General features: G+C 59.0%; 11 protein-coding genes. 9 read left to right on the top strand and 2 right to left on the bottom strand.

Annotated features, from left to right (window positions below):
* Window positions 1–36: 36 nt before the first annotated feature.
* The gene (locus KGA82_RS10805) at window positions 37–309 is read right to left on the bottom strand and encodes a hypothetical protein (RefSeq protein WP_223450319.1); all 273 of its coding nucleotides are present in this window, start codon (window positions 307–309) and stop codon (window positions 37–39) included.
* A 300-nt stretch (window positions 310–609) separates the two neighbouring features.
* Between KGA82_RS10805 and KGA82_RS10810 the strand changes: the two genes are divergently transcribed.
* The 5 genes from KGA82_RS10810 to KGA82_RS10830 all read left to right on the top strand — a co-directional run bounded on the left by KGA82_RS10810 (window position 610) and on the right by KGA82_RS10830 (window position 5,344).
* A complete protein-coding gene (locus KGA82_RS10810; RefSeq protein ID WP_223450320.1) occupies window positions 610–1,968 on the top strand; it encodes an MATE family efflux transporter in 1,359 nt (452 codons plus the stop codon).
* A 555-nt stretch (window positions 1,969–2,523) separates the two neighbouring features.
* Window positions 2,524–3,171 carry a hypothetical protein gene (locus KGA82_RS10815; protein WP_192496256.1) on the top strand — a complete coding sequence of 216 codons (648 nt, stop codon included), beginning with the start codon at window positions 2,524–2,526 and terminating at the stop codon, window positions 3,169–3,171.
* A gap of 215 nt (window positions 3,172–3,386) precedes the next feature.
* Window positions 3,387–4,064: a phosphoribosyltransferase gene (locus tag KGA82_RS10820; RefSeq protein WP_223450321.1), complete on the top strand. Its 678-nt coding sequence runs from the start codon at window positions 3,387–3,389 to the stop codon at window positions 4,062–4,064.
* Window positions 4,065–4,369: 305 nt separating this feature from the next.
* Entirely contained in the window at window positions 4,370–4,822 is a 453-nt protein-coding gene (locus KGA82_RS10825) for an Ohr family peroxiredoxin (RefSeq protein WP_192417495.1), read from the top strand.
* A gap of 69 nt (window positions 4,823–4,891) precedes the next feature.
* Complete coding sequence (locus tag KGA82_RS10830) at window positions 4,892–5,344, top strand: Ohr family peroxiredoxin (protein WP_008030852.1); 453 nt, start codon at window positions 4,892–4,894, stop codon at window positions 5,342–5,344.
* 72 nt (window positions 5,345–5,416) lie between these two features.
* Here KGA82_RS10830 and KGA82_RS10835 read toward each other — a convergent pair whose 3' ends face one another.
* Window positions 5,417–6,175, bottom strand: a complete 759-nt coding sequence (locus KGA82_RS10835; protein ID WP_223450322.1) for an SDR family oxidoreductase — start codon at window positions 6,173–6,175, stop codon at window positions 5,417–5,419.
* A 203-nt stretch (window positions 6,176–6,378) separates the two neighbouring features.
* Here KGA82_RS10835 and KGA82_RS10840 point away from each other — a divergent pair, with 203 nt between their 5' ends.
* The 4 genes from KGA82_RS10840 (at window position 6,379) to KGA82_RS10855 (ending at window position 11,380) form a co-directional block, all read left to right on the top strand.
* Window positions 6,379–6,948: a YceI family protein gene (locus tag KGA82_RS10840; RefSeq protein WP_223450323.1), complete on the top strand. Its 570-nt coding sequence runs from the start codon at window positions 6,379–6,381 to the stop codon at window positions 6,946–6,948.
* Window positions 6,949–7,068: 120 nt separating this feature from the next.
* Window positions 7,069–7,614: a sigma-70 family RNA polymerase sigma factor gene (locus KGA82_RS10845; protein ID WP_008030859.1), complete on the top strand. Its 546-nt coding sequence runs from the start codon at window positions 7,069–7,071 to the stop codon at window positions 7,612–7,614.
* Between the two features lie 26 nt (window positions 7,615–7,640).
* Window positions 7,641–8,570, top strand: a complete 930-nt coding sequence (locus KGA82_RS10850; RefSeq protein ID WP_223450346.1) for a FecR family protein — start codon at window positions 7,641–7,643, stop codon at window positions 8,568–8,570.
* Window positions 8,571–8,884: 314 nt separating this feature from the next.
* Window positions 8,885–11,380, top strand: coding sequence for a TonB-dependent siderophore receptor (locus KGA82_RS10855; RefSeq protein ID WP_223450324.1), 2,496 nt, complete (start codon window positions 8,885–8,887; stop codon window positions 11,378–11,380).
* Window positions 11,381–11,519 lie beyond the last annotated feature (139 nt).

Here is an 11,519-nt window from a genome sequence, read left to right on the forward strand (position 1 = left end):
TGAACAAAAAACGGGCGCCTTAGCGCCCGTTTTCATTCACTCCTTCGTCTGCGCCCGCAATCGCCGACCGATCACATCCATCAAATCACAACCATCCCGCAACGGAATGGCCAACAACTGAGAAAAATCCTTCAACACCACCGTGTCGCAACCAAGCTCCGCGCGAAAGGCGATGTTTTCCAGCACCTGAGTGACCGTCCGAATTCGGTAATCAGCCGCAGCTTGCAGAACGTCGAGTGGGGCTTGGGTGTCGATGAGCAGGGAGGCTGGAATCAGGTCGATTCCGGTGAGGGGCATGTATCTTTCCATAGGTAAAACTCCGATCAAGGCAAAGTAAAAGAAAAAGCACTTTAAAATCTCGATCGATCAGGTCGCCAAACCCGAGTCGCCATTGTGGGCGACGGGACCGACTATATGCTTCATCAGAACAGCGGGGAAGGTGACGGATTCCGAGGTTTGTGTAGGAATTTTTATGCCGTCCTAGGACCAATAATCAGCGTCGCTGAATGGATCGAAAACAGCGCCAAACCATTCATTCAACATTGTTCATCCCAGCTAACGCTATCCTCTAGAATCCCAACTCCGCAGTCGAGACGGACCTCCACCCCAATGCAAACCCCCACCACCCAACACCCCCTCTGGAAAACCTACCTCCTTTTCCTCACCCCCATGGTCCTCTCCAATTTCCTCCAATCCATGTCGGGCACCATCAACAGCATCTACATCGGCCAAATGCTCGGCACCCAAGCCCTGGCCGCCGTCTCCGGCATGCTCCCCATCGTGTTCTTCTTCATCGCCCTGGTCATCGGCCTCGGCGCAGGTGCGAGCGTGCTCATCGGCCAAGCCTGGGGTGCACGGGAACCGCATCTGGTGAAAACCATCGCCGCTACCACGTTGCTGCTGGGCGCAATCATCGGCCTGACAGCTGCGGTGCTGGGCAGCGTATTCGCAAGGCCAGCCTTGCAAGGCTTGGGCACTCCGGCTGACGTGCTGGACGACGCCGTGTCCTATGCCCACGTGATGATGTGGATCATGCCGTCGCTGTTGGTCTACGTCCTGTTCACCCAACTGCTGCGGGGGGTGAGCGATACGGTGTCGCCGCTGATCGCATTGGTGGTGTCGACGTGTATCGGCCTGGCGTTGACGCCGGCGTTGATTCGCGGTTGGTTCGGGTTGCCGATGTTGGGGATTCAGAGTGCGGCGTATGCGGGGTTGGTGGGGAATTTGTCGGCGATGGGGTGGCTGGCGTGGCGGTTGATTCGGCGGGGGCATCCGTTGGCGCCGGATCGGGAGATGTTTGCGGCGATGCGCCTGGATCGGGTGATTCTCGGCAAGGTGTTGCGCATTGGCTTGCCGACCGGGTTGCAGATGGTGGTGTTGTCGGTGTCGGAGTTGGTGATTCTGGCGTTGGTGAATCAGCACGGTTCGCAGGCGACGGCAGCGTATGGGGCGGTGACGCAGATCGTCAATTATGTGCAGTTTCCGGCGTTGTCGATTGCGATCACGGCGTCGATTCTCGGGGCGCAGGCGATTGGGGCAGGGCGCATTGAGCGGATGGGGCCGATTCTGCGCACGGGGTTGTTGATCAATGTGTGCCTGACCGGTGGGTTGGTGATGTTGGGTTACCTGTTGTCGCACTGGTTGCTGGGGTTGTTTCTGACGGACGATTTGACTCAGGCTAAGGCCGAGCACTTGTTGCACATCATGCTCTGGAGCCTGTTGGTGTTTGGCTTTCAGGCGATTGTCGGCGGGATCATGCGGGCCAGCGGCACGGTGTTGGTGCCGATGGCGATTTCGATTGTGTGCGTGCTTGGCGTGCAGTTGCCGATGGCGTATGTGCTGGACGGGCAGTTCGGGTTGCAGGGTGTGTGGATGGCGTTTCCGGTGGCGTATTTGGGGATGCTGATGTTGCAAACGCTGTATTACAAACTAGTGTGGCAACATCAGAAGATTGAACGCTTGGTGTAGATTGGATCCTTTATTTCAATCCTGGCCCTAATAAGTATGACTGTTTTAGTTGGAGGGGCACCGAATGCGAGTTGGTCTCTATTGCAGATTTCGTTAGTGAGGTAACAACTAATGGATCCAATGGAAGAATCTAAGACCTCAAGTAATTTACCAGGCCAGTTATCACGTGGCTTTCAGGGAAGTTGGAAATTATCCAATGAGGTGAGTTGCTTCTGCTGAACTAACCGTTTGTCGGTGGTTTGCGCGAAAAATGAACATTTTTGCTTTAATGCCCTCTGATACTTCAGCACGTCGCCATGACCTGCCCCTGCAGCTGCAGAAAGAGAAGTGGATCCCGAACCTCATATGCATTGAATGCAAATGAGGATTTTTTTACCTGAAATTCAGGAGCCAACAAATAGCCGAACTTGATTTGCCGGGCAAATTAATCGGTTCAGCCGCGCCAAATCACTGATTTGGCTTGTCTTTTATCAGTCGGATCTCGTAGGGCCTGTAACTCGATTAGAGCCCCGCTGAACTAATGATTCGCACTGTATAATCAGTTGGAGAAGTACCGTGTCTATAAATACAATTATGAGTCTGGTCGAAAACAAAGAGTGTATGGAATTTGTGCGGTTGGGTGTTGTTTATGCTCACTTGGTCGCCTGTTGTGTTGCCATTGGTTTGGTGTTGACCAGTGATGTAGCCATGGTTAAGAACTTGTTGAAGGGCAAGGTGTTGTCGGAGCACGATAATGCGCATCTGGAAAGTCTCCAGACGTCTGTCGTTGTTGCATTGATTGCTTTGTGGGTCACCGGTATTGCAATTGTGGGTATTGATTACCTGGAGAAGGGAGTCGAGTACTTCATGAACCCGAAACTTCAAGCCAAAGTGATCATTGTCATGTTGCTGACGTACAACGGCATCTTGTTGCATCGTCTGGTGTTGCCGGCCATGCAAAAGGCCGGATCGCTGCTCAAGCTCGAGTTTAGCGCTCGGATGCTGGCGCTGTTCTGCGGCTCGCTGTCGGCGGTGTCCTGGATGTATGCGGCCCTGCTGGGCGTCGGACGCCCGTTGGCCTGGAAGTATTCACTCTCTGAACTGTTGATGGCGTATCCGCTGTTGATTGCTCTGGGTTTCCTGGCAATGCTGGCATTGACTCAACGAGTGATAAAACAGAACGACGATGTGGTGCCGCAGCGGGCTGTTGCGAGTGCTTGCTAAGTTGTAACGTTCGCTGAACTTTCCGGACACCTCCGGTTTTAAAAAGAGGGCCACCCGTAACAGGGTGGCTCTTTTTTTTTTGCGTTAAAAGTTACTCCAGAAAGTCGAGTCGTCGGTGTAGGCCGGCGGGCTTGCTGTCGTCCACCTTCGGACTGACAATCCAGAGTGACGGTGATGTAAACCGACAGGCGTGATCGCCTGGGGAGGTTTTCCACATGAGTCCTTCATCGACAACCATTCTGCAAGACCGCGCCGATGCCGGTCGGCGGCTGGTGGCGCCGTTGCTCAAGTACGCGCATCGCCCCGATGTCATCGTCCTCGCCTTGCCCCGTGGCGGTGTGCCGGTGGCGTATGAAGTGGCGACCGCGCTGGACGTTCGCCTCGACCTGATGCTGGTGCGCAAACTGGGCGTTCCGACCCATCAGGAGCTGGCGATGGGCGCGATTGCCAGCGGCGGTATTCAAATCCTCAATGAGCATACGCTGCGGGCACACCCGATTGATCAGGCAACGTTCGCTGCCGTGGTCGCACGGGAAACCCGCGAACTGCTGCGGCGTGAGCAGGTGTATCGCGGAACGCGTGCGCCGGTGCAGCTCAAGGATCAGGTGGTGATTCTGATTGACGATGGCCTGGCGACGGGCGCTTCGATGAGGGCGGCGATTCACGCGGTGCGCGCACAGGCGCCGGCGAGCGTTGTCGTCGCGGTGCCGGTGGCGCCGGTTGAGACTGCGGAGGCGCTGCGCGGTGAGGTGGACGAGTTGGTGTGCCCGATCACTGCTGATTGGTTCATGTCGATCGGGCATTGGTACGTGGATTTTTCCCAGACTGCGGATGCCGAGGTCATCGGTTTGTTGACGCGGGCGTGGCAGCGGCAGGGGAGTGGGGCGGCGTAAACATTTGGGGTTTGAGAGATGGGTCATCCGTTGCAGGGTGGCCCATTTTTTTTGGCTGGAAGTTGCGTTGATCTTGAGATCGCTATCGCCAGCAAGCCGGCTCCTACAAGGATCGGGTTTGCACGCGGACATTGTAGGAGCCGGCTTGCTGGCGATGGCGGCCTGATGGCTTATACCGCTCGTCGCAGAACTCGCTAACCACCTATTGACACCCACCGGCATCTGCGTGAATATTCATCCATCGCATGCGACACAATCGAATGCGACACTAAATCAAACCTATCGCAACATCGAGGATTCACCCCATGAGCAAGATCGAAAAAGTCCTGGCTACCGGCAAAACCCACACCACCGCCAGCACTGCCGGCAATACATCCGGCGGCCACAACGGCAGCCTCGACATCACCCTGTCGACACCCGGCAGCGCCAAACCTGCTCATGTGTTTGCCGGCACCCAGCCGCACCCGGCTGCCGAGCAACTGTTCGCCGGTGCATGGTCGGCGTGCTACACCGCTGCCGTCGGTCTGGTGGCCAATGATTTGAACGTGGTACTGCCAGCGGACTTTTCCGTCGATATCGAAGTCGATCTGGGGCAAACCGGCCCGGCCTACTTCCTTCAGGCGCGTTTGACCCTGCGCGTACCTGGCCTGCCACACGACATCGCCACCACGCTGGCGCACACCGCTGATCAGATCTGCCCATACTCGAAAGCAACACGCGGCAATATTGATGTGGCACTGAACGTCCTCACCGTTTAATTATTGTCAAAGCATCGCGTGCGATAAAAGCGCACGCGAAAAACAAATCCCCAATTGAGAGCATTCATCATGAGCAAGATCGAAAAAGTCCTGGCCACCGGCAAAACCCACACCACCCCTAGCGCAGCCGGCAACACGTCGCGCGGCCACAACGGCAACCTCGACATCGTGCTGTCCTCGCCCGGCAGCGCAAAACCGGCGCACCAGTTTTCGAACATTCTGCCGCACCCGACCGCCGAGCAATTGTTCTCCGGCGCCTGGTCGGCCTGCTATAGCGCCGCCGTCGGCCTGGTGGCCAAGGAGCTGAACGTGACACTGCCGGCCGACACGGCGGTAGACATCGAAGTTGATTTGGGCCAGACCGGCCAGGCGTACTTCATCCAGGGGCGATTGACCCTGCGCGTACCGGGCCTGTCGAACGAGGTTGCAACGAAACTGGCGCATGGCGCCCACGAGATCTGCCCGTACTCCAAAGCCACCCGCGGCAACATCGACGTGACGTTGAACGTCGTCACCGAGTGATGCACCGCACGACCGGTTCGACTTCGCCAGGCGAGTCGAACCGGCCGCCGGCCCGGGCAACATCGATAAGCGTCAATTGGACGCCAATGTGCTCTTCAGCCAATGTTCAAAACGTGTCGCGCCCACGATCGGATTCGCTCCTGGCGTCAGTGACTGATCGTTGATGGGCGCACCGAAGTAAGGAACCGTGTCATCCGGGACAACCTCGCGCGGGTCTTTGATGTGCTGCAGATACTGGCTCACGAATTCAACGATTGGCCTGCGATCCGGCCCGGCGACTTCCAGGGTCTGGTTGTCTGGCGCTTTCAAGGCGATATCGGTCAGCGCCGTGGCGACATCGAGCGAGGCAATCGGTTGCAGTGCGGCAGGGGTCAGGTGGATGGTGTTGCCGTCCTCGCGACCCGAGTAGGCAATGGCACCGATGAACTCGAAGAACTGCGTGGCGCGCAGGATCGTGTAGGGAATGCCCGAGTGTTTGATGAGTTTTTCCTGAGCCATTTTCGCCCGGAAGTAACCACTTTCGAGCATGCGCTCGGTGCCGACCACCGACAGTGCAACATGGTGTTTGACGCCGTCGATTTTCTCCGCCGCGAACAGGTTTTTCCCGGCCGTTTCGAAAAAATGCAACGCCGCGTGATCCTCGAATGAGGGCGAGTTCGCCACGTCCACCACCACGTCTGCGCCTTTCAAGGCTTCCTTCAGTCCTTCGCCACTGATGACGTTGACGCCGGTACTCGGTGACGCTGCCAGCGCTTCATGCCCCAGTGCCCGCAGGTTTTTGCACAGTTGACTGCCGATCAGTCCAGTCCCTCCGATGACGACGATTTTCATGACCCGTCTCCCGTTGCGGTGAATGGAACACTCATTAAACACCTGCATGACTCAGGCATCCGGCGCGTAACGGGGTTACGCGACAGGTGGTCGGGCCGCCGGTGCACCCATGGCGCAAACGGCGATTTTTTGCTTTAGTCCACCTGTGGCTGGCCTTTGTGTGCAGCACCTCACTGCACCAGGGCGTCCTGCCGGAGAATCCCATGAACCTTCGTTTCCCGCGTTCCGCCGCCGTGCTTGTCGCGCTCACGCTCGGCGTGTTGCCGTGCGCCGATGCCATCGAATACAAACAGGTGAATGAGACCGCCAGCACGATCTCTTTCACCTACAAACAGTTCAGCTCACGGGTCTACGGCACGTTCGGCAAGTTCGAAGGCAAGCTGGATTTCGACACGGCGAACCCCTCGGCAGCCCACGCCGTGCTCACGATCGAGCTCGACAGCATCGATGCCGGAAGCAGTGACGCCAACGAAGAGCTGAAAAAGCCCGCGTGGTTCGACACGGCCACTTATCCGAAGGCGACATTTGAATCGACCGCTGTAAAAGTGTTGAGCAACAACCGTTACTTGATCACCGGCAATCTCACCCTCAAGAAAATAACGCGCACGGTGCAAGTGCCGGTCCTGCTGAAGTCCCAGAAAGCCATCGGCATATTCGATGGCCAGCTGACGCTCAAGCGCAGCGACTTCAAAATCGGTGAAGGCGAGTGGGCGGACACGGTGGTTTCCGACGATATCAACATCAGGTTCCGGATGGTTGCGCCGGAGCAATAGCTGTTTAGCCTCCTGCGCAATGTTCTGATTCACCGCGGCTTTACGTCGCTTGCTCTGCCATGGTTTTACTGTCATCGTTCGCGCTACTGGTAATCTTTCTTATTTGAGAAATTTTTGCGTATGCGCGATTTTTCCGTGGCTGATGACGACGTTGCCCGTCGTCGGCGGACCTTCACCGACCTCTATAGCGATCACCATTCCTGGTTGCATGGCTGGCTACGGAAAAAACTCGGCTGTTCGCAACGTGCGGCCGATCTGGCCCATGACGCGTTCATTCGCGTGCTCACCCTCGCCGAGCCTCACACCATCAAAGAGCCGCGGGCGTTTCTGGCGACCATGGCGGGGCGCTTGTTGATCGATGGGGCCCGACGCCGGCGGATCGAGCAGGCGTACCTTGAGGCGCTGGCGATCCAGGCGCATGACGCCGGCATGCCTGACCCCGAAGCGATCCATGTGGCGCTTGAGGCGCTGGAAAAAATCGCTGTGATGCTCGCCGGGTTGCCAGACAAGAACCGCGAGGCGTTCCTGCTCAGCCGGCTCGACGGCCTTACCTACAGCGAGATCGCGATTGAACTGAAAGTGTCCGCCAGCACGGTCAAGAACTACGTCGCCGGTGCGCTCGTCCATTGCTACAACACCTTGTACGGGGCGGAACAGCCGTCGTGACGAACATCCATCCACCCTCCGAGCAGATGATCCTTGAGGCGGCTTACTGGCTGACGTTGTTGCACGACGATTTGGCTACCGACGCCGAACGTGTGGCTTTCGATGTCTGGTGCGAAGCCGACCCGCGCCACGCGCTCGCCCTGGAGCGGATGCGAGCTTTGTGGGGCGGTTTTGACGAGCTGCCTGCCGCCCCCGCACGCGTTGCCCTCAAGCATGCCTTTGCCCGGCCGGGCCCGAGAGTGTCGGGCCGTGGCGCCCAGGCGATTGCGCTGCTGGGTGTGTTGGTCTGTGGCTGGATCGGCCTGGACAACATGCCGGTCTGGCTCGCCGATCAACGTACCGGCGTGGGCGAGCGGCGTGAGGTGGTGCTTTCGGACGGCAGCCATATCCAGCTCAACAGTCATTCGGCGCTGGACGTGAAGTTCGACGGCCAGCAGCGCGTCATCGAGTTGTTGGAAGGGGAGATGTGGGTCGAGGTGGCCAAGGACGCCCGGCGTCCGTTTGTGGTGCGCACTGATCAGGGGACGGCGACGGCACTGGGCACGCGCTATCTGGTGAAACGCACAGCCGATGGTTCGACCGTGGTCAGTGTGCTGGAGTCTGTCGTTGCCGCCAAAGCCAACGGCGCCGAGGCGGTGAACGTCGCGGCGGGCGAGCAAACCACCCTCAGAGAGGGCCGGGCGCAAGCACCGCAACCCATCGGCAACGCCCACCCGGATGCCTGGACCCGGGGCTTGCTCAAAGTCGATGACCGTCCCTTGAGCGAAGTGCTTCAGGCCCTCGCCGGTTACCGACGGGGCCTGGTGCGCTACGACGAACAGGCGCTGCAGGGGCTGCGCGTCTCCGGCGTGTTCCGCCTCGACGACACCGATGCTGCACTCGCGACACTGGCGGACAACCTGCCGATCCAGGTCGAGCACTTCACCGATCTGCTGGTGGTGATCAAACCCCTCTAACCCCCCAACCCTGTAGGAGCCGGCTTGCTGGCGATCCCGGCGACACGGTCTGCCTGACCCACCGCCATCGCTGGCAAGCCAGCTCCTACAAGGTTGAGGAGGGCATCAATACCGTTTCACCCCAACCTGTAGGAGCCGGCTTGCTGGCGATCCAGGCGACACGGTTTGTCTGACCCACCGCCATCGCGAGCAGGCTCGCTCCTACAGGGTTTCGGGGTTTCAAAAAATATTAATGCAAATCGCTCGCATTCATTGTCTGTTTTTCCGACATGGCCGTCATGGTTAGTAACGCCTTCCATTTCGCAGGATTTCTCATGTCTCGCTTTGCTCGTCCGTTGCACCCACTGGCGCTTTCAGTGGCGATGGCTTTTGTCGCGGCGCCGCTGCTGGCTGCCGAATCGCCGGTCGCGGGTTCACACACCAGTGCTTTCCGCAGTTTTTCGATCCCGGCCGGGGATTTGAGTCAGGCGCTGAACAGCCTGGCCGAGCAGGCGGACCTGGTGTTGGCCTTCGACCCGGCCTTGACGCGCGGTAAACGCAGCAATGGCCTGAGCGGACCATTCAGCACCGGCGACGCACTTGCCCAATTGCTTCAGGGCAGCGGCCTCAACGCCATTGCGCTGTCGGCCACGCGCTATCGCATCGAACCTGCACCCGAGGCGGTCGAAGGTTCTCTGGAGTTGCAGGCCACTAACATCAACGGCGCGTATGCGAGCGAAAGTCCGACCGGCCCGGTGGCGGGTTATGTCGCGACGCGCGCGCTGTCGGCGACCAAGACCGATACGGCGCTGAACGAAACACCGCAGTCGATTTCCGTGGTCACCAAGGACCAGATGCGGGCCCAGGGCGCGGAGAATCTCAACCAGATCTTGCGTTACACCGCCGGCGTGATTCCCGAAACCCGTGGCTCTACCGCTTCGCGACTGGATCAGATGACCATCCGTGGTTTTTCCCCGGCCGTGTATCTGGACGGCTTGCGCATGCCGGGCAGTCGCGATGCCTCGCCGCAAAAGGACTCGTTTGATCTGGAGCGCGTGGACGTTTTGCGCGGGCCGTCGTCGGTGCTGTACGGGCAGGCCAGCCCCAGCGGTGTGGTGAACATGGTCAGCAAGCGGCCGCTGGATACGCCGTTCCATGAAATCGGCGTCGAGTACGGCACCTTCGACAAGAAACGCACGACCTTCGATCTGAGCGGCCCGCTCGACGACCAAGGCGTTTACTCCTATCGCCTGGCCGGTCTGTACGACGAGGCCGATGGTCAACTGGAACACACCGAAACCCAGCGTCAGTCCATTTCGTCGGCGTTCACCTGGCGCCCGAGCGATGACACGTCGCTGACGCTGCTGGGGCATTTCCAGAAAGACCCGAAGGCGGCTTCGTACGGTTCGACACCGGCGTGGGGCTCGGTGTTGCACAGCCCGACCGGGCGTGACATCGATGTCGATTTCTATGACGGCGACAAGGATTTCGAGAAGAGTGACCGCGAGTATTTCTCCATCGGTTACTTGTTCGAACATCACCTCAACGACGTCTGGACCTTGCGTCAGAACGCGCGTTACCTGCGCAGCGAAGGCGTTTATCGCAGCCTCTACAACAGCAACCTGCGCGCCGATTACCGCACTTCCAACCGGTCGACCATTGCCACAGACGTCGACCTGGATGCCTACACCCTGGATAACCAGGTGCAGGCCAGATTCGACACCGGACCGGTGCAACACACGGTGCTGTTGGGTGGCGATTATCAGAACACCAGCACGGATACCAAGTCCGGTTTCGGCACGGGGCCGACGCTGGATATCTTTGATCCGGTCTACGGTGTTCCGGTCGTCACACCGGCGTTCACCACCGACGCGACGCAGCGTAACCAGCAGAAGGGCTTGTACCTGCAAGACCAGATCAAATGGGACAAGTGGGTGTTGCTGATGGGGGGGCGCTACGACTGGGCGACCAACAACAACAGCTCGATGAACTTGCGCAACAACGTCAAGACCAAAACCTCTCTGGACAGCGAGGCGTTCACCGGTCGCGTGGGGCTGGTCTATCTGTTCGATAACGGCCTGTCGCCGTACATCAGCTACGCCGAATCCTTCGAACCGCAGTCGGGCACCGGCTATGGTGGTTCGGTGTTCAAGCCGACCGAGGGCCAGCAATACGAAGTGGGGATCAAGTACCAGCCACCGGGCAGCAACAGCTTTATCACTGCGTCGGTCTTCGACCTGCGCCAAAGCAACGTGCCGACGCTTGATCCGGATCCGACACACCTGTGCGGCACCGGGCGTTGCCAGGAACAGAGCGGTGAAGTGCGCTCCCGTGGTTTTGAACTCGAAGGCAAGGCCAGCCTGAATGACAACCTGGACATCACCGCCGCGTACGCTTATCTGGACAACCGCATCACCAAGTCCAACAGCACCGTGAGCTACGCGCCGCTGACCGACATCGCCGTCGGCCCGGCAGTGCCGGCGAAAGGCACCACCAACTATGGTGTGCCGCGTCATACGGCCTCGGTCTGGGCGGATTACACCTTCCACGACGGCGTTGCCAAAGGCTTCGGTGTCGGCGGCGGGGCGCGTTACGTCGGTTCCTCCTGGGGCGACACTGCCAACACACTGAAGGTGCCGGGTTACACGCTGCTGGATGCGGCAGTGCACTACGACATCCCGCACATCAACAGCCTCAAGGACAACCTGCGCCTGGCGGTGAACGCCAGCAACCTGGCCAACAAAGAGTACGTGGCGTCGTGCTATTCCTACTCGTGGTGCTGGTATGGCGCACAGCGCACCGTTCAGGCGAGCGCGACGTATCAGTGGTAACACCCCGCTGAGCTGACACACCACGTCGCCTGAATCGCCAGCAATCCGGCTCCTACACACCACCGAACCTGTAGGAGCCGGCTTGCCAGCGATGGCGGTGTATCTGATACACCGCGCAAGCCCCATCGCCAGCAAGCCG

It is taken from the genome of Pseudomonas sp. BF-RE-22 (assembly GCF_019956155.1).
GTDB classification, from domain to species: domain Bacteria; phylum Pseudomonadota; class Gammaproteobacteria; order Pseudomonadales; family Pseudomonadaceae; genus Aquipseudomonas; species Aquipseudomonas migulae.